General features: G+C 72.5%; 16 protein-coding genes. 9 read left to right on the top strand and 7 right to left on the bottom strand.

Features of this window, described 5'->3' with window-relative positions; translation table 11 throughout:
* The first annotated feature begins 1 nt into the window (after position 1).
* The 4 genes from M4J07_RS20020 to M4J07_RS20005 all read left to right on the top strand — a co-directional run bounded on the left by M4J07_RS20020 (position 2) and on the right by M4J07_RS20005 (position 4,437).
* The gene (locus M4J07_RS20020; RefSeq protein WP_255973803.1) at positions 2–961 is read left to right on the top strand and encodes an ABC transporter permease; all 960 of its coding nucleotides are present in this window, start codon (positions 2–4) and stop codon (positions 959–961) included.
* 85 nt (positions 962–1,046) lie between these two features.
* A complete protein-coding gene (locus tag M4J07_RS20015) occupies positions 1,047–3,077 on the top strand; it encodes a dipeptide/oligopeptide/nickel ABC transporter permease/ATP-binding protein (protein WP_255973801.1) in 2,031 nt (676 codons plus the stop codon).
* Complete coding sequence (locus tag M4J07_RS20010; protein ID WP_255973799.1) at positions 3,074–4,093, top strand: oligopeptide/dipeptide ABC transporter ATP-binding protein; 1,020 nt, start codon at positions 3,074–3,076, stop codon at positions 4,091–4,093. Before M4J07_RS20015 ends, M4J07_RS20010 begins: the two co-directional genes overlap by 4 nt.
* Complete coding sequence (locus M4J07_RS20005; protein ID WP_255973797.1) at positions 4,090–4,437, top strand: VOC family protein; 348 nt, start codon at positions 4,090–4,092, stop codon at positions 4,435–4,437. The genes M4J07_RS20010 and M4J07_RS20005 overlap by 4 nt, the downstream gene beginning before the upstream one ends.
* A 7-nt stretch (positions 4,438–4,444) precedes the next feature.
* On the opposite strand, the gene M4J07_RS20000 is transcribed toward M4J07_RS20005, so the two are convergent.
* The 7 genes from M4J07_RS20000 to leuA form a co-directional block, all read right to left on the bottom strand.
* Positions 4,445–4,978 (bottom strand): isochorismatase family protein, encoded by a 534-nt coding sequence (locus M4J07_RS20000; protein WP_255973795.1) that lies wholly within the window; start codon positions 4,976–4,978, stop codon positions 4,445–4,447.
* 70 nt (positions 4,979–5,048) lie between these two features.
* A complete protein-coding gene (locus M4J07_RS19995) occupies positions 5,049–6,299 on the bottom strand; it encodes a sialidase family protein (RefSeq protein ID WP_255973794.1) in 1,251 nt (416 codons plus the stop codon).
* Between the two features lie 82 nt (positions 6,300–6,381).
* Positions 6,382–7,056: a response regulator gene (locus M4J07_RS19990; protein ID WP_255973792.1), complete on the bottom strand. Its 675-nt coding sequence runs from the start codon at positions 7,054–7,056 to the stop codon at positions 6,382–6,384.
* A complete protein-coding gene (locus tag M4J07_RS19985) occupies positions 7,053–8,432 on the bottom strand; it encodes a sensor histidine kinase (RefSeq protein ID WP_255973790.1) in 1,380 nt (459 codons plus the stop codon). The genes M4J07_RS19990 and M4J07_RS19985 overlap by 4 nt, the downstream gene beginning before the upstream one ends.
* A gap of 58 nt (positions 8,433–8,490) precedes the next feature.
* The gene (locus M4J07_RS19980; RefSeq protein WP_255973789.1) at positions 8,491–10,596 is read right to left on the bottom strand and encodes an MMPL family transporter; all 2,106 of its coding nucleotides are present in this window, start codon (positions 10,594–10,596) and stop codon (positions 8,491–8,493) included.
* A gap of 386 nt (positions 10,597–10,982) precedes the next feature.
* On the bottom strand, positions 10,983–11,660 hold the full coding sequence (locus tag M4J07_RS19975; RefSeq protein ID WP_255973787.1) for a TerB family tellurite resistance protein: 678 nt from the start codon (positions 11,658–11,660) through the stop codon (positions 10,983–10,985).
* A gap of 207 nt (positions 11,661–11,867) precedes the next feature.
* A complete protein-coding gene (gene leuA / locus M4J07_RS19970; RefSeq protein WP_255973786.1) occupies positions 11,868–13,589 on the bottom strand; it encodes a 2-isopropylmalate synthase in 1,722 nt (573 codons plus the stop codon).
* Positions 13,590–13,877: 288 nt separating this feature from the next.
* Here leuA and M4J07_RS19965 point away from each other — a divergent pair, with 288 nt between their 5' ends.
* From M4J07_RS19965 to M4J07_RS19945, 5 genes are all read left to right on the top strand, one after another.
* A complete protein-coding gene (locus M4J07_RS19965; protein WP_255973784.1) occupies positions 13,878–14,963 on the top strand; it encodes a M4 family metallopeptidase in 1,086 nt (361 codons plus the stop codon).
* Between the two features lie 33 nt (positions 14,964–14,996).
* Entirely contained in the window at positions 14,997–15,263 is a 267-nt protein-coding gene (locus tag M4J07_RS19960; RefSeq protein WP_255973782.1) for a protealysin inhibitor emfourin, read from the top strand.
* Positions 15,264–15,349: 86 nt separating this feature from the next.
* The gene (locus M4J07_RS19955; RefSeq protein ID WP_255973781.1) at positions 15,350–16,669 is read left to right on the top strand and encodes a GH1 family beta-glucosidase; all 1,320 of its coding nucleotides are present in this window, start codon (positions 15,350–15,352) and stop codon (positions 16,667–16,669) included.
* The gene (locus M4J07_RS19950; RefSeq protein WP_255973779.1) at positions 16,666–17,907 is read left to right on the top strand and encodes an MFS transporter; all 1,242 of its coding nucleotides are present in this window, start codon (positions 16,666–16,668) and stop codon (positions 17,905–17,907) included. The genes M4J07_RS19955 and M4J07_RS19950 overlap by 4 nt, the downstream gene beginning before the upstream one ends.
* 10 nt (positions 17,908–17,917) lie before the next feature.
* Positions 17,918–18,724, top strand: a complete 807-nt coding sequence (locus tag M4J07_RS19945; protein WP_255973777.1) for a GNAT family N-acetyltransferase — start codon at positions 17,918–17,920, stop codon at positions 18,722–18,724.
* The last annotated feature ends 30 nt before the right edge of the window (positions 18,725–18,754 follow it).

Here is an 18,754-nt window from a genome sequence, read left to right as displayed (position 1 = left end):
CGTGGCCGTGATCGCCAGAATCCTCGCCCGGCGGCTCGTGCTGCTCGTGCCGCTGCTGCTCGGCATCGTCCTGTTCGTGTTCCTCGTGATGCGGTTCGCGGACATCGACCCGGCCTCCGCCTACTTCCAGGGGGCCAACCCGACGCCGCAGCAGCTGCACGACTTCCGCGAGAGCAACGGACTGCTCGACCCGCTGCCGCTGCGCTACGTCCACTTCGTCGGGGAGCTGGTCCGGGGCGACATGGGCATCAGCGTGCTGACCCGGCAGCCCGTGGTGGAGCAGGTCACCACGGCGCTGCCGCTGACCATGCAGCTGACGTTCCTGGGGCTCGGCATCGCGGTCGTCGTCTCGCTGGTGCTCGGCATCAGCGCGGCGATCTACCGGGACCGGGTTTGGGACCAGGCCGTCCGGGTCGTGTCGCTGACCGGGGTGGCGGCGCCCGGGTTCTGGCTGGCGCTCCTGATGATCCAGTACCTGGCGGTGGACCAGGGCTGGTTCCCGACCGGCGGATACGTCAACCCGGCCGACTCGCTGACCGGCTGGCTGAAGTCGATGACGCTGCCGGCCCTCGCCCTCTCCCTGCCCGTCGCCGCCCAGCTCACCCGGATCGTGCGGACGGCCGTGGTGGAGGAGCTGGACAAGGACTACGTGCGGACGGCCGTCGGCAGCGGGCTCCCGCCGGTGGTCGTGGTCGGCCGCAACGTGCTGCGCAACGCCCTCATCAACCCGCTGACCGTGCTCGGGCTCCGGGTCGGGTACCTGCTGGGCGGGGCCGTCGTGGTGGAGACCATCTTCTCGCTGCCGGGCATGGGCAAGCTGATGATCGACGCGGTCAAGAACGGCGACCCGGCGGTGGTCCAGGGCGTGGTGCTCACGACGGCGGTCGGATTCGTGGTGGTGAACCTGGTGATCGACGTCCTGTACCTGCTGGTGAACCCGAGGCTGCGGGGTGCCTCGTGAGACGCCCGCCCCGCCAGGGCCGCACCGGGGCGGCCCCCACGACCTCAGCCACACCGGACGCGCGCACCGCGACAGGGGGCCACCCGTGATCACGACCCGCAAGCAGCTCACCGAGACCCTCGCCCGCCCCGGCATCCGCCTGCGCGGCCTCCGCCGCCTCCCGCTCCTCTCCCGGATCGCCCTCGGCATCATCACGGTCGTCGTCCTCACCGCCGTCCTCGCCCCGCTCCTCGCTCCCCACGACCCCCTGGACCAGCAGCCGCAGACGGACGGCACCGGCCATCCCTCCGGCAGCCACTGGATGGGCCAGGACAGCCTCGGCCGGGACATCCTGAGCCGGCTGATGTACGGCGCCCGCTGGTCCCTGGCCATCGGCCTCGGCGCGACCCTGCTCGCGCTCGTCGTGGGCGCGGTCATCGGCGCGGTCGCTGCGACGTCCCGCAAGGCCGTCGACGAGACGCTGATGCGCTGCCTCGACGTCGTCATGGCGTTCCCCGGCATCGCCCTCGCGGCGGTCCTCGTCGCGGTCTTCGGCGGCGGCATCCCGGTCCTGATCTGCGCGATCGCGTTCCTGTTCACTCCTCCGATCGCCCGCGTCGTGCGGGCCAACGTCCTCGCCCAGTACGGCGAGGACTACGTCACGGCGGAACACGTCATCGGGGCCCGCACCCCGCACATCGTGCTGAAGCACGTCGCCATCAACTGCGCGGCGCCGATCCTCGTCTTCTGCACGGTGCAGGTCGCCGAGGCCATCGTCTTCGAGGCGTCGCTGTCCTTCATCGGCGCGGGCGTCCGGCCGCCGGACCCGTCCTGGGGCAGCGTCATCGCCGACGGCAAGAACATGGTGCTCATCGGCGGCTGGTGGGCGACGGTCTTCCCCGGCCTGCTGATGCTGCTCACGGTCCTCTCCCTGAACATCCTCAGCGAGGGCGTCTCCGACGCGTGGGCCGCGCCCACCGCCCGCGAGGTGACCACGCAGGAGAAGGACCGCCTGGAGGCGCCGGCCCCCGGCAGCGGCCAGGTCCTCGAACTCCCCGGCCTCACCGAGGCGGCGGCCCGGCTGCGGGCCCGCGCCAGGCCCCTGCCGGACGCGCCGCCGGTCCTGTCCGTACGGGACCTGGCCATCGGCTTCGACGAACGGCACGGCGGCGTCGACATCGTGGACGGCATCAGCTTCGACGTGCGCCCCGGTGAAGTCCTCGGCCTGGTCGGCGAGTCCGGCTGCGGCAAGTCGCTGACCGCGCTGACGGTGATGGGACTGCACCCGAAGGGCGCCCGGATCAAGGGCGAGGTCACCTTCGACGGGCGGGAGCTGACCGGCCTGCCGATGGGCGCGCGCCGCCGCCTCCTCGGGCACGACATGGCGATGATCTACCAGGACGCGCTGTCGTCGCTGAACCCGGCGATGACCGTCCGCGCCCAGCTCAAGCAGGTCGTGCGGCGGGGCGGGCGCAGATCACCGGCCGAACTCCTCGACCTGGTCGGCCTCGACCCGGCCCGCACCCTGAGCAGCTACCCGCACGAACTCTCCGGCGGCCAGCGTCAGCGCGTCCTCATCGCCATGGCGCTGTCCCGCGAGCCGAAGCTGATCGTCGCCGACGAGCCGACGACGGCGCTCGACGTGACGGTCCAGGCGCAGGTCATCGAGTTGCTGCTGCGGCTGCGCGCGGAGCTGGGCTTCGCGCTCGTCCTCGTCTCGCACGACCTGGCGCTCGTCGCCGACGTCACCGACCGGGTCGTCGTCATGTACGGCGGCCAGATCGTGGAGACGGGCGTGACGGCCGACCTGGTGGAGGCGCCCGCCCACCACTACACGCGCGGTCTGCTCGGTTCCGTGCTGTCGCTGGAGGCGGCGGCCGAGCGGCTCACGCAGATCAAGGGCGTGGTCCCGTCCCCGGCCGACTTCCCCGCGGGCTGCCGCTTCGCGGACCGCTGCCCGCTGGCGTCGGAGGTCTGCGAGCGGGAGGCGCCGGCCCTGCTGGGCGACCGGGCGCACGCGACGGCCTGCCACCATCCCGCTGCCGCCAGGGGCGCGGGCGGCGACGCACCCGTGCCCGCGCAGCCCGCGAAGGTCCCCACCGCGCGGAGCTCCACCCTCGACAGGGAGCCGAAATGACCACCCCCATCGTGGAGTTGACCGATGTGCACGTCGTGCACAAGGCCCGCTCAGGCGGCCTGTTCAGCCGGGACCAGGTGCACGCCCTCACCGCCGCCGATCTGACCGTCGCCCCCGGCGAGACCGTCGGCGTCGTCGGCGAGTCGGGCTGCGGCAAGTCGACCCTGGCCAAGGTCCTCGTGGGCGTGCAGCGCCCCACGTCGGGCACGGTGACCTACCGGGGCGCCGACCTGTGGACCACGCCCCCGGCGCAGCGCCGCGCGGCGCTCGGCACCGGCGTCGGCATGATCTTCCAGGACCCGTCGACGGCCCTGAACCGGCGGCTGCCCGTACGGCAGATCGTGCGCGACCCCATGGACGTGCACGGGCGCGGGCGGCCCGCCGAACGGGACGACCGGGTCCGGGAGTTGATGAGTCTGGTCGGGCTGCCGAAGGCGCTCGCCGACGTGCTGCCCGGGCAGCTCTCCGGCGGCCAGCGCCAGCGCGTGGCGATCGCCAGGGCGCTGGCCCTCGAACCCGATCTGGTCGTGGCGGACGAGCCGACGAGCGCGCTCGACGTGTCGGTCCGCGCCCAGATCCTCAATCTCCTCCTGGACCTGAAGGAACGCCTCGGCCTCGCCCTGGTCTTCGTCTCGCACGACATCCAGACGGTGCGCCGGATGAGCGACCGGGTCATCACCATGTACCTGGGCCGGATCGTGGAGGAGTCCCCGGCCGCCGACGTCCTCGACCGGTCCCGGCACCCGTACACCCGCGCGCTGTTCTCGGCGACGCCCGGTCTGCTCGCCCCGATCGACCCGATCCCGCTGATCGGCCCGGTGCCGTCGGCGACGCATCCGCCGTCCGGCTGCCCGTTCCGCACGCGGTGCTGGCGGGCGGACGACGTGTGCGCCTCGGCGATGCCGGAGCCGGAGGGGGAGGCCGGGCACCGGTTCCGGTGCCACCATCCCGTGCGCGGCGACCAGTCGACGCGCGACCTGGTGCGGGAGCAGTCCGGCGCTACCCTCCCCGCATGATCACCGGTACCCACACCATCCTGTACTCCGCCGACGCCGACGCCGACCGGGCCTTCTTCCGGGACGTGCTGGGCTGGCCGCACGTCGACGCCGGGGGCGGATGGCTGATCTTCGCGGCGCCGCCCGCCGAGGTCGCCGTCCATCCGGCCGACGGCGCGCCCTCGCACGAGCTGATGCTGATGTGCGACGACGTGACGGCGACGGTCGCCGAACTGACCGCGAAGGGCGTCGAGTTCACGAAGCCGGTGGAGGAGCTGCGGTGGGGCCGGCTCACGGCATTGCGACTGCCGGGCGGCGGCGAGGTCGGCCTGTACGAGCCACTGCACCCCCTGGCGCACGGCTAGGCACGGCTCAGGGCGCCGAGAAGTCCACGGCGGCCGCCGGCAGCACCCGGACGCTGCGGTCGGGGAAGTCGATGTGGCGGTAGATCTCGTTGTGGTGGGCGATCGACTGGGCCGGTGGAGCGAAATCCGTCGTGTCGGGGCGGACGGACGTCGTGTGGCCGTCCGCCACGAGCACCAGGTCGTAGCCGCGGCTGAGGGCCTGGCGCGCCGTGGTCTCCACACAGTTCTCCGTGGCGAACCCGGTGACCAGGAGCTCGGTCGCGCCGAGGTCGTGCAGCACCGTGTCGAGCGGGGTGTGCAGGAAGGCGTCGGCGGTGCTCTTCTCCACCGCCGACTCCTCCTCACCCGGGGCGAGTTCGGGAACCACGGGGCCGCCGCCGCGCTGGCTCACCGTGACGACGGGGACGCCCGCCGCCCGGGCCCGGGAGCGCAGTCCCGCGATGGCCCCGACGGTCGGCCCCGGGCGGTGCATGATCGGCACCAGGGCGGCCTGCATGTCGATGACGAGGAGCGCGGGGCGGTGCGGCGGGCGTGGCGGCATGGGCCCACCGTAGCCGCCGCGAGCGTGCGTGCCAGACGCCGCGGGGCAGACGGGAGTGTGACGACAGGCCCTAGAGATCGCCCAGGGGGATGCGGCGGAACTCGATCGTCTCGTACGTGCCCGTCGCGCCGGTCTCGTACAGGATGCCGACGGTTCGCCGGTCGGGCTGGACCAGGTCCGAGTAGGCGGCCTTGAGCGGGGAGAGGGTGACGGACCTGGTGAAGGTCGCGCCCGCGTCGTCGCTGCGCCATATCGCCATGGCCTGGCGGGCGGTCGGCACGGACGGGCCGGAGAACAGCAGGGGCTTGCCCTTGCCTCCCGCCGTCTGCAGGACGCTGCCCTGGACGACCGGGACGTCGGACAGCGCGGGCTGCACCGCGTAGGGGCGGTCGAGGGTCTCGGCGCCGTCGCCCGAGTAGCTGTCGAGGCGGTTCCCCGCGTTGCTGCCGTTCTGGTCGCGGGCACTGAAGTAGAGGCGTCCGTCGGGGAGTTGGGCGGCCGTGGACTCGTTGGAGTTGTTCTCGCCGTCGTAGGAGTCGTCGACGAAGCCGATCCGCCAGGTGCGGCCGCCGTCGTCGCTGTAGAGGGCGTGCGCGCCGTAGTACTTGGCCTCCTGGCCGGTGTCGGCTGAGCCCGCGGGCGGGGCGGCCGAGTGGTTGGCGGGGACGACGAGGCGGCCGGCGTGCGGGCCGCGGGTGAGCGCGACGGCGTGGCCGGGGCCGGTCGCGTACCAGCGCCAGCCGGGGCGTTTGACGGTGTCCGTGAGGTCGCGGGGCGGCGTGAAGGTGCGGCCGTCGTCGCGGCTGGACTGCACGAAGACCCGGCGGCTCTGCTCGGGCGTCACCTCGCCGCGCATGATCTGGGCCTCGGTGGCCTGGCCGCTGTTGTAGGAGGTGAGGAGGGTGATCCGGCCGGTTCTCGGGTCCACGACGGGGGCCGGGTTGCCGCGGGTGTCGCCGTTGCCTGCGGCGACGACGGTCTGCGGGCCCCAGGTGCAGCCGCCGTCGGCCGAGCGTCTGAGGACGACGTCGATGTTCCCGGTGTCGGCGGCGCTGCTGTGTCTGCCCTCGGCGAAGGCGAGGAGCGTGCCGCGGGCGGTGCGGACGACGGCCGGGATGCGGTAGGTGTCGTAGCCGCCGGCGCCCGCGGTGAACGGGACCGAGGAGGTGCAGCGGGCGGGCCCGGTCACCGGTGCCGCGGCCGCGGTGCCGGGCAGGGTGAGGGCCGCGGCGGCGACGGCGGCGGTGAGGGCGGCCCCGGCCAGGCACCCCCTGCGGTCCGGACGGCCCTCTCGACTCGCACGGTGCTTGACAGCTGGCATCGCTCCCCCAGATCCGGACATGGGACGTAGGACGTCCTGTGACCGTAAGGGGGCGCCGTGGGACGGGGCAATACCCGTGCGGCTACGGGGAGTTGAGCGGCGTCACGAGACCGGACTCGTAGGCCGTGATGACCAGCTGCGCGCGGTCCCGCACCGCCAACTTGCCGATGATCCGGCTGACATGGGTCTTCGCGGTGAGCGGGCTGAGCCCCAGCGTGTCGGCGATCTCCGTGTTGGTGAGGCCGCGCGCGACGAGCGTGAGCACCTGGCGTTCGCGGTCGGAGAGGTGGTCGAGGGTGCCGTCCGGCGGTTCGGGGACCGCCGGGGCGCGCAGCACGCGGGCGATGAGGCGGGCCGTGGGGCCGGGCGACAGAAGCGCGTCGCCGGCCGCCACCGTGCGGACGGCGTCGAGGAGTTCGGCCGGTCTGGTGTCCTTCACGAGGAAGCCCGAGGCGCCCGCGCGCAGTGCGTCGACGACGTGCTCGTCGGTGTCGTACGTGGTCAGCATCAGGACCTTCACCCCGGCGAGGTCCTCGTCGGCGGCGAGCAGCCGGGTGGCCTCGATGCCGTCGAGGTCGGGCATGCGGATGTCCATGACGACCAGGTCGGCGCGGGCCGACCTGGCCAGCTCGACGGCTTCGCGGCCGGTGGCCGCCTGGCCGACGACCTCCATGTCGTCGGCGGAGTCCACGAGCATGGCGAAGGCCGCGCGGACCAGGGTCTGGTCGTCGGCGAGGAGGACGCGGATGCGCGTCATGACGCCTCCTCGGGGGACGGCCGCCGCACCGTCGTCAGGTGTGGTGGTGGTTCCGTCGGCGGCTGCGCGGTCGTCGTGGCCGCGGGCGTCGCGCCGCAGGGCTGCTGATCGGCGCCGTCCCGTTCATCCCCTGCGTCCCGCGCACCCTGCGCGTCCCGTGCATCCGGCGCCCCGGGGAAGGGCAGCGTCGCCGCCACCTCCCATCCGCCGGCCTCCCGGGGCCCGGCCTCCAGCACGCCCAGCACACTGCGCGCCCGCTCCCGCATGCCGATCAGCCCGAACCCCGGGGCCTCGGAAGGCTGCGATGCCGCCCCGCGCCCGTCGTCCACCACCGAGACGCTCAGTCCGGCGGGCGCCGCCCGGACGGTCACCCGCACCGTGAGCCCGGACCCGCCGTGCCGCACGGCGTTGGTCAGTGCCTCCTGCACGATCCGGTACGCGGCCGCGCCGACGGCGGGCGGTACGTCCGCCGTGTCGAGGTCCGCGACCACCTCGGCGCCGGCCGTGCGGGCCGCCGAGACCAGTTCCGGCAGGCCGTCGAGGTCCGGCAGCGGCCCCCGCGTCTCGTCCGGCATGGAGCGCAGCACCTCCAGCGTGGCGCGGAGTTCGCCGCGCGCCGACCGGCACGTGTCGGCGATGTCGTCGAGGGCTTTGGCGACGGCGGCCCGGTCCAGGCGGTCGGGCGTGGCGTTCAGGACGTGGGCGGCGACGGCCGTCTGGACGCCGACCAGGGTGATGCTGTGGGCGAGGAGGTCGTGCAGGTCGCGGGCGACGCGCAGGCGTTCCTCGGCGACGCGGCGCCTGGCCTCCTCCTCGCGGGTGCGTTCGGCGCGTTCGGCGCGCTCGATGACGGAGTCGACGTACTGGCGCTGGATGCGCGCGTACAGGCCGAGCAGGATGATGGCGACGATCCAGCCGGAGATCCGGAGCGCCTGCGCGCCCTCGGCCACTCCCTGGCTGAACTTGACGACGAGTTCCAGTCCGATGACGACCGCGCCCACGACGAGGGAACGGCGCGGCCGTTCGGTCATGGTGACCGTGAACAGGCAGAGGCCGGCGACGGGCAGCGGGGCCGTGTGGTTGAACTCCATCGTGTGGTACGGCACGGTGACGGCGAACACACAGAGGAACACGGGGAGCGGGGCGCGCCGCCGCCACAGCGCGGGGATGTGCGCGGTGAGCAGCAGCACCCAGCCCAGAGCGGTCGGCCGGCTCCCGTTGTTGTGCAGGAACAGGGCGATCAGTACGGCGGCGGACGCCAGCACGGCGGTCAGTGTCGCGTCACCGCGCAGTACCCGGCCCGGGTCCGGCGGCCCGGCGCGACGTGCGGGCCCTGGAGTGGCTCCGGGCATCAGGAGCAGTCGTTTGACGTCCACCGGTTCATCTTCCGTCAGGAGGGCGCCCCTCCGGCAGGGAGGGGCGCCCGGGTTCCGTTCAGGGGGCAGGGGTGAGGGCGGGTTCCTCGGCGGGCGGAGCGGCGGGCGTCTGCGGCCGTCGCCGGGCCAGCGGTCCCGGCCACCACACCGTGCGGCCGAGCGCGAGACTCGCCGACGTCACCAGATAGGTCCGTACGAGGAAGGTGTCCAGGAGGACGCCGACCGCGATGACGAAGCCCAGCTCGACGAGTTGGACCAGCGGCATGTTGGTGAGCACGGCGAACGTCGCGGCCAGCACGAGTCCGGCGGAGGCGATCACCCCTCCGGTGGTGCGCAGCGCCGTGAGGGCCGCGGCCCCCGTCTCGGCGCCCGCCTTCACCTCCTCCCGCATCCGGTGCATCAGGAAGATCCCGTAGTCGACGCCCAGGGCGACGAGGAAGACGAAGGAGAGCAGCCCGAGTCCGGGGTCCGTCCCCTCGAAGCCGAACACCGGCCCGAAGACGAGCCCGCCGATGCCGAGCGCGGCGCCCCACACGGCGACCACGGCGACGAGCAGTAGCAGCGGCGCGACCAGACTGCGCAGCAGGGCGACCAGGACCAGCAGCACGGCGGCGAGCACGATCGGCACGACGACGAGCCGGTCGCGGGCGTTGGTGTCCTTCAGGTCGAGCTGTTCGGCGCTGGGCCCGCCGACGTAGGCGCCCTGTCCGTCGAGGCCGTCGCGCAGCGCCTCGATGGTGGCGGTCTCGGCGGCGCTCTGCGGCGCGGCCTCGGCGACGACGCTGATCTCGGTCCAGCCGTCGCCGCTGCGGCCGCGCCGGGCGTCGGTGACGCCCGCGGTGTCGCGTGCGGTCCGCACCGCCTCGTCGGCGCCGCCGGTCGGGGCGATGACGGTGATCGGCTGGGTGCCGGTCTCCGGGTAGGCGGCGGCGAGGGTCTTCATCGCGGCGACGGAGTCCGGGGTGTTGGTGAAGGAGTCCTCCTGCTTGACGGCGCCGGGCAGGTTGAGCGCGCCCAGGGCCAGGGCGCCCAGCAGCACGGCCCCGACGCCGAGGACGGTGAGCGGCCTGCGGCCCGCCGACGAGCCCATCGCGGAGAACAGCGACTTGCGTTCCTTCGGCTGCGAGCCGAACGCCGGGACGAGCGGCCAGAACACGCGCCGGCCGAGCAGCACGAGGACGGCCGGCAGCAGGGTCAGCATGGCGACGAGCGCGCACAGCACGCCCACGGCGCCCAGCGGGCCCATGCCGCGCGAGGAGTTGAGGTCGGCGGCGAGCAGGCACAGCAGGCCCGCGGCGACCGTTCCCGACGAGGCGAGCACGGCGGGCCCGCAGCCGCGCAGGGCGGCGCGCATGGCGTCGTACGGGCGCTCGACGCGGCGCAGCTCCTCCCGGTACCGGGACACGATGAGCAGCGCGTAGTCGGTACCGGCCCCGAACACGAGGATGGTCATGACGCCGGAGCTCTGGCCGCTGATGGTGGTGCCGAAGGCCTGGTGCAGCCCGTACGAGACGCCCATCGACAGGAAGTCGGCGACCCCGGCGACGGCGAGCGGGACGAGCCACAGGAACGGGCTGCGGTAGATCAGGATCAGCAGCAGGGCGACGACGGCGACGGTCGTGTAGAGCAGCGGCCCGTCGAGGGACTGGTAGACCTCACTGGCGTCGGTGGCCAGCGCCCCCGGCCCGCCGACCTCCACGCTCATCCCGGCGTCGGTGTCGTGGGCGATGTCCCGCACGTCGTTCACGAAGGCGTCGCGGAGCTTCTCGTCCTGGCCGGGCGCGTTGCTGGCGACGGGGTACATGAGGGTGTCACCACTCTTCGACGGCACTCCCTCCGGCGCCGCGGCGAGCTCGAACTCCCTCTCAATGGAGGCAACTTGACCACCGGCCGCCTCCCGGTCCGCCGCGGTCAGCCCACCGTCCCGGTGGTACACGAGCACCAGCTCGGTCGTCTCCCCGCCCGGCAGCCGGTCCTGGATCTTCGCGACCTGCGTCGAGTCGGCGCTCGCCGGCAGGTAGTCGACGGCCCGGTCCTTCTGTACGTCGCCGAGTTTGCCGGCGAACGGTCCCGCGAGGGCGAGCACGGCGACCCACAGCGCCAGCAACGTCCAGGGCACGGCGTGCCTGCGGCGCCGCGCGGTTGTTCCAGGCGGTCCCCCCATGGGTGGGCCTCCCTCTCTCGATCGGAATCGGCTACGACCAGACTCCGACCGGAAGCCCCGTGCTTCGTCGCCCGACGGATCGAGTTGAGAGCTACTGCGCAGGGCGACCCGCCCGCCCGACTACTCCCCCGGGAGTAGCGGCCGATACCGCCGCGGGGGTCCCCTCTCATCACGATCTGCGACCCGGCGGGGGCTGGTCGCGCAGTTCCCCGCGCCCCTGAAGCGAGCTCCGCTCGCTCAGGAGGGGAAGGCTGCGCGCAGCGCATGCCTTCCAGGGGCGCGGGGAACTGCGCGAGAAGCCCCACCGGGCCGCAGCCCGCAACGACAGCCCCGCACGGCAGACGCAACCGGCGCCCGGCAACGGACCGACGGCGACGCGGCAGCGCCTAGCTGGGCGTACGCGCCGCGGCGACCAGCAACTGGTTGACCTCGTCGACACACATGGTCAGCGCAGCGCCCACCGTGCCGAGAACATCCCGCTCCCCCGCCGAGTACGGCCCGTCCGCCAACGCGATCCGCGCCCCTTGCAGCAGCAACGACTCCCGCCCGGCCGGCGCAAGATGAGGCGCGAGCGGATCGAGCGCCTCGTGGAGCTCGATCGCGAGCCCGGCCCCCGGCCCGACGTGCTCCGGCATCCGCCCCGCATCGTTCACCAACGCCTCGACGAGCGCCGCGAGTTGGGCCTCGGAACAGTCCTCGAACCCGGCCCCCCGCAGCGTACCCACCGCACATTCGAGGGACGGCCGGGTGGCGGAGCCGCCCACCGAGAGGACGGCGAGGACCACCGTGTGGACGGCGTCCCTGAGCATCGCGGAGAACCGGTGCGTGGTCGGGTGGTCGAGCGCGTCCATCCCGAACCGCCCCTCGCACGCCGCGCATTGGACGACGGGCCCCGCCTCACCGCGCGGCACGACGGGCACCCCGAGCACGGTGAAACGCCGACGGCCGGTACGGCGCTGGTAGTTGCGGTCGCCACCGCAGCCGGGGCAGAAGAACTCCCCGTCGCCGACGGTGGTCCATGCGGTGTGCACGCCCAGAACCCGCGAGAGCCCGTTTCGTCGCATACGTCCCCAGATCGGCAGCACGTCGCACACCTCCGTAACGGCACCGCAACATCGCGGCGTTGGCGTGATGTTAGCCACATTGTTGATGCGACGTCAGTACCTTGGTCACGCCAAGGTCACGGGACCCCTGCCCGCTGGCCGAGAAACGACACGGCCCCGCACACCCACAAAAGGTGTACGGGGCCGGGAACTACCAGCTCACCAGGGTCAGCGGGCCGCGCGGTTGACCGCGGAGACGACGGCCTTCAGCGACGCACGTGTCGTATTCGCGTCGATGCCGATGCCCCAGAGAACCTTGTCCTCGATGGCGACCTCGATGTACGAGGCGGCGACCGCGGAGGCGCCCTCGCTCATCGTGTGCTCCTGGTAGTCCAGCAGCCGGGCGTCGACGCCGATGCCCTGCAGCGCGTGGAAGAACGCGGAGATCGGACCGTTGCCGGTGCCCACCAGGACCTGCTCGGCGCCGTCCACCTCGGCCTCGACGGTCAGCGTGTCGACGCCGTCCGTGTCGGTCGTGGTCTGGCCGGTCTTGACCTGGATGCGGCCCCACGGGTTGTCCGGGTTGGGCAGGTACTCGTCCTGGAAGGTGCTCCAGATCTCCTTGGGCGTGACCTCGCCGCCCTCGGCGTCCGTCTTCGCCTGGATGACCTTGGAGAACTCGACCTGCATCCGGCGCGGCAGGTCCAGGCTGTGGTCGTTCTTCAGGACGTACGCGATGCCGCCCTTGCCGGACTGCGAGTTGACGCGGATGACGGCCTCGTAGGAGCGGCCGACGTCCTTCGGGTCGATCGGCAGGTACGGGACGGCCCACTCGATGTCGTCCACCGTGACGCCCTTGGCGGCCGCGTCGGCCTCCATCGCGTCGAAGCCCTTCTTGATGGCGTCCTGGTGGGAGCCGGAGAAGGACGTGTAGACCAGGTCGCCCACGTACGGGTGGCGCGGGTGGACCTCCATCTGGTTGCAGTACTCCCACGTGCGACGGATCTCGTCGATGTCGGAGAAGTCGATCTGCGGGTCGACGCCCTGCGAGAACAGGTTCATGCCCAGCGTCACCAGGTCGACGTTGCCGGTCCGCTCGCCCTGGCCGAACAGGCAGCCCTCGACGCGGTCGGCGCCGGCCATCACGGCCAGCTCGGCGGCGGCGACGGCGGTGCCCCGGTCGTTGTGCGGGTGGACGGAGAGGACCACGTGCTCGCGGCGGGTCAGGTTGCGGTGCATCCACTCGAAGCGGTCCGCGTGCGTGGAGGGCGTCGAACGCTCCACCGTGGCGGGCAGGTTGAGGATGATCTCGCGGCCCGGACCCGGCTGGTAGACGTCCATGACGGCCTCGCAGACCTCCAGGGCGAAGTCCAGCTCGGTGTCGGTGAAGATCTCCGGGGAGTACTGGTAGCCGAACTCCGTCTCGGGGCCCAGCAGCTTCTCCGCGTACTCCATGACCAGCCGCGTGCCGTCGACGGCGATCTGCTTGATGTCGTCCTTGGAGCCGCGGAAGACGACCCGGCGGAAGACCGGCGCCGTCGCGTTGTACAGGTGGACCGTCGCGCGCTTCGCGCCCTTCAGGGACTCGACGGTCCGCTCGATCAGGTCCTCGCGGGCCTGGGTCAGTACGGAGATCGTGACGTCGTCCGGGATGGCGGCCGGGTCTTCGATGATCGAACGTACGAAGTCGAAGTCGGTCTGGCCGGAGGCGGGGAAACCGACCTCGATCTCCTTGTAGCCCATCTTGACCAGCTGGTCGAACATCCGGCGCTTGCGCTCGGGCGACATCGGGTCGATCAGGGCCTGGTTGCCGTCACGCAGGTCGGTGGAGAGCCAGCGGGGAGCGGTGGTGATCCGGCGGTTCGGCCAGGTGCGGTCGGCGATGTCGACCTGGTCGTACTGGCCGTACTTGCGGATCGGCATGCTGCTGGGCTGCTGGCGGTTCGGCATGATGCGGGGGCTCCTCAGAGGTGGCCGGTAAGGCGGCCGACGGCGCAACGCCAAACTCCGCGGGGAGGGGGTCGGCCTCGACTACAGGCCCTCGCCGCGGCAGCTAAGGAGAAGCAGCCCGAATCGCATGATGCTCAGCACCTTAGCCCAGCCGCTCCGGATGCGGAGGCCCGTATCAGTATGCGGGACCGCCGACAGGTAACGGGTAAGAGGTGATCAATACCTCTATTTCAGTAATCATGGTTGCAGGTAGTGACAGCGGCATGACCCAGTGCCACATTGCCTCGCATGACCGCCAACCCAACGGGGAACCCGACGGGGTTCGAGCCCGTGTTCTGCACCATCGTGCCGCCTCACGTCCTCGACAAGGCCGCCCAGGCCGAGGACTCCGCGATCGCCGCCCGCGCCCGCAGGACCCTGGAGCGCGACGCGTTCGAGCGCACCCACCGCCGTATGACGACCGTCATCGGCGCACCCTCCGTGGCGCCGCCGCCCGAAGCCGCCGCGCAGAAGCCGCACCGCACCGTCTACGACGCCAAGCACGGCACCAACCTGCCCGGCCGCAAGGTGCGCGGCGAGGGCGACAAGCCCGGCAAGGACGCGACCGTCAACCGCGCGTACGCCGGTCTCGGCGCCACCTTCGAGCTGTACCTGGAGAAGTTCGCCCGCTACTCGATCGACGGCAACGGCCTGCCGCTGAACGCGACGGTGCACTACTCCGAGGACTACAACAACGCCTTCTGGAACGGCGAGCAGATGGTGTTCGGCGACGGTGACGGCGAGATCTTCCTCGACTTCACCATCCCCGTCGACGTCATCGGCCACGAGCTCACCCACGGCGTCACCCAGTACACGGCGAACCTGACGTACTTCGGCCAGCCGGGTGCCCTGAACGAGTCGATGTCCGACGTCTTCGGCTCGCTCATCAAGCAGTACACGCTGGGCCAGACCGCCGCCGAGGCCGACTGGCTGATCGGCGCCGGGCTGCTCGCGCCGCGCGTCACAGGCGTGGCCCTGCGCTCCATGAAGGCCCCGGGGACGGCGTTCGACGACGACGTGCTCGGCAAGGACCCGCAGCCCGCCGACATGGACCACTACGTGCGCACCGGCCGGGACAACGGCGGCGTGCACATCAACTCCGGCATCCCCAACCACGCGTTCTACATCCTGGCCGAGTCGCTCGGCGGGCACGCGTGGGAGCGGGCCGGGCAGATCTGGTACGACACGCTGACCGGCGGCGAGCTGAAGCAGGACTGCTCGTTCGCGGACTTCGCCAAGGCGACGGTCAAGGCCGCGCAGGCCCGCTACGGCGGCGCCGAGGAGCACCAGGCCGTCCTGAAGGCGTGGGAACAGGTCGGGGTGCCCACGCACTGACCGGCACGCCGTTTTCGGGGTAGACAGGGACCCATGCGTATCCACGTCACGCGCACGGGCGGATTCGCCGGCATCGACCGGCACGCCGAGGTCGACACGGCGGGCCGGGCCGACGCCCACGAGTGGCAGGTCCTGGCCGAGAAGGCGCTGGCCGCGGGCCGGGGCACGCCCCCCATAGGGGTGCCGGACGGATTCAGCTACACCATCACCGTGGACGGGCGGACCGTGTACTGCGCGGACCCCCGGCTCACCGACGAACAGCGCAAGCTGATCAGCCGGGTCCTGAAGGAAGGGGCCTGAGGGAAGCCCTGAGGGAAACGAGGGCACAACTCCTGTTCGCTGCATGGGCGTTGACTTCGTACTGACCGGTACGGATGATCGCGCCCATGACAGCCACCCAGGACGCGCTTCCGACGTTCCCGCCCGGTTTTCTGTGGGGCGTCGCCACATCGGCCCACCAGATCGAGGGCGCCGTCGACGGACGGACGCCTTCGATCTGGGACGCCTTCACCGCGGAGCCCGGCCGGGTCAGGGACGGCTCGACGGCGGCGGTGGCCTGCGACCACGTGGCCCGCTACCGCGAGGACGTGGCGCTCGTCCGCGACCTGGGCGTGGACGCGTACCGCTTCTCGGTCTCCTGGCCACGGGTGCTCGCCCCCGGTGGCCTCGACTTCTACGACCGGCTCGTCGACGAGCTGTGCGCGCAGGGCGTCCGCCCGGTGCCGACGCTCTTCCACTGGGACCTGCCCGCCGGGCTCGACTGGCTCGACCGGGACACCGCGTCGCGCCTCGCCGAGTACACGGCGACGGTCGCCGGGCGCATCGGCGACCGGGTCGACAAGTGGATCACCCTCAACGAACCGGCCGAGCACACCGTGCTGGGCCACGCCCTCGGTGAGCACGCGCCCGGCAAGAAGCTGCTGTTCGACGCGCTGCCGGTGGCCCACCACCAGCTCCTCGCGCACGGTCTGGCGGCGCGGGCGCTGCGCGCGGCCGGCGCGACCGACATCGGGATCGCCAACTCCCACGGCCCGACCTGGGCCGCGTCGCAGGACCCGGCCGACGTGGCCGCGGCGGACCTGTACGACGTGATCCTGAACCGGCTCTTCGCCGACCCGCTGCTGCTCGGCCGGTACCCCGACGGATTCGCCGAGCTGATGCCGGGCGACGACGTCGCGGCCGATCTGAAGCTGATCTCCGACGGGACCCTCGACTGGTACGGGATCAACTTCTACCAGCCGACGAAGGTGGGCGCGCCCGGCGCCGCCGACGTGGAGTTCTCCGGCCTCACCCTCCCCGCCGAACTCCCCTTCTCCGTCAGGAGGATCGAGGGGCATCCGGTGACGGACTTCGACTGGCCGGTGGTGCCGGACGCACTCACCGAACTCCTCACCGGCTTCCGCGACCGCTACGGCGACCGGCTGCCGCCGCTCGTCGTGACCGAGAACGGCTGCGCGTACGAGGGGGTCGACGACCAGGAGCGGATCGCGTACCTGGACGGCCATCTGCGGGCGCTGCACCGGGCGTTGGCGGCGGGCGTCGACGTGCGGGGCTACTTCGTCTGGTCACTGATGGACAACTTCGAGTGGGCGGAGGGCTACACGAAACGCTTCGGGCTCGTCCACGTCGACTACGCGACGCAGGTGCGCACGCCGAAGGCGTCGTACGGCTGGCTGCGCGACGCGCTGCGGGCGCAGCGGGCATGACGGCCCTCGCCCTCGACGAGCCCGTCGACCGGGTCGGGCGGGGCTGGACGGCGGCCCTCGCGCTGGCCAACGGGGCGATCTGGGTGGGCTGGTACGGCCCGCTGCAGATCCTCCTCGCGAAGCAGGCCGAGCAGTTCGCGCCCGGCACCGGCCTGTCGAAGGAGTCGCTGCTCGCCTGGGTGACGGGCGTCGGGGCGGTGGTCTCGCTCGCCGCCAACCCGCTGTTCGGCGCGCTCTCCGACCGCACGGTGTCCCGGTACGGGCGGCGGACGCCGTGGATCGTGGCGGGCGCGGCGGGCGGCGCGCTGTCCCTGCTGGTGCTGGCGGGCGCCGACACCCTGTGGGTGCTCTTCGCGGGCTGGTGCCTGGCGCAGCTGACCCTGAACGCATCGTTCGCGGCGGTCACCGCGGCCGTGCCCGACCGGGTGCCACGGCTCCAACGGGGCGCCGTGGGCGGCTGGTTGGGGGTCGCGCAGATCCTCGGCGTGGTCGCCGGGACCGGGCTGGCGACGGCGGCGGGCGGGATCGGGGCCGGGTACGTGGCGTGCGCGGCCTTCACCCTGCTGGGCGTGGCCCCGTACGTACTGCGCCACCCGGACCTGCGGCTCGACCCGGCCGCCCGTCCGGCCTGGTCCTGGCGCCGGTTCGCGGCGGGCTTCTGGCTGAGCCCGCGCAGGCATCCGGACCTGGCGTGGGCGTGGCTGACCCGCTTCCTCATCAACCTCGGCAACGCCCTGGTCCTTCTCTACCTCTTCTACTACCTGCGCGACCGGCTGCACTACGACGACCCCGACACCGGGGTGCTGATCCTGACCGCGGTGAACGGGGTGACGCTGCTCGCCACGGTGGTGGTGGGCGGGGCCTGGTCGGACCGGATCGGCCGCCGCAAACCGTTCGTGCTCTGGTCGGGCGTGCTCATGGCGGTGGCCACGGGTGTGCTGTCCGGCTGGCAGACCTGGACCGGGGCGCTCGTCGCGGCGGCCGTCCTCGGGGTCGGCTTCGGCGTCTTCACCTCGGTCGACTTCGCGCTGATGACGGACGTCCTGCCGAAGGCCCTCGACCGCGGCAAGGACCTCGGCGTCATCAACATCGCCAACTCGCTGCCGCAGGTGGCGGCCCCGGTGCTGGCCGCCCCGCTCGTCAACCACCTCGGCGGATACCGGGTGCTGTACCTGGTGGCGGCGGGGATCGGGCTCGCCGGGGCAATTCTGGTGCGGCGGATCAAGGGCGTCGCATAGGGTCCGCGCCATGTCTGCGGAACATCTTCTGGACCAGCTGGAGCGGTACTACGACACGGTGCCGCGGGCCGCCGCCCGGGTGGAGGACTTCGGCTCCCTCACCCTGTTCGTCCGGGAGGGCGCCGGCTGGCCCTACTACGCCCGGCCCGCGCTCCGTGCGGACGCTCCGCCGCCCACCGTCTCCGACGTGCTCGCCGTCCGGGCCCGGCAGCGGGAGCTGGGGGCTCCCGAGGCGTTCGAGTGGGTGGCGGAGACGACGCCGGGGCTGCGGGAGGCCGTGGAGGCCTCGGGACTCGTGGTGCACGCGCATCCACTGATGGCGCGGGAGGGCGGGGCCCTGGGTGAACCGCACCCGCTGGTCCGGATCCTGTCCGCCCAGGACCCTTTCCTGGCCGGGGCGTTGGCCCTGCCCCATGTGGCCTTCGCGCATCCCGGGACCGCGGTCGGCACGGCGGGGGCCGCCGAACTGACCGCGGAGATCGCGGCGCGGGCGACGGACGGCGCCCTGCCCGGATACCAGGACCGGATCCGGGCAGGGCAGGTCGTCGTCGCGGCGGCGGTGGAGAACGGGGTGGTGCTCAGCTCCGGCCTGCACCTGCCCGTCGGTGACGTCACCGAGGTGGCGGGCGTCGGTACGTTGCCCGCGGCGAGGCGGCGGGGGCTGGGTCTCGCGGTGACGTCGGCGCTGGTCGCTCACGCGGTGGCCTCCGGCGTGGGGACGGTGTTCCTCTCGGCCGGGGATGACGATGTGGCGCGCCTGTACGCCCGCTTGGGTTTCCGCCCGGTGGGCACGGCGCTGATCGCCTCCGGCCCATGAAGGCCGTTCCCCGGCTGAGCGCCGGTGGGG

The sequence above is a fragment of the Streptomyces longispororuber genome (assembly GCF_024448165.1).
GTDB classification, from domain to species: domain Bacteria; phylum Actinomycetota; class Actinomycetes; order Streptomycetales; family Streptomycetaceae; genus Streptomyces; species Streptomyces longispororuber_A.
Note: the sequence above shows the minus strand (reverse complement) of the source record. Positions and strands in the feature narration are given on the sequence as shown.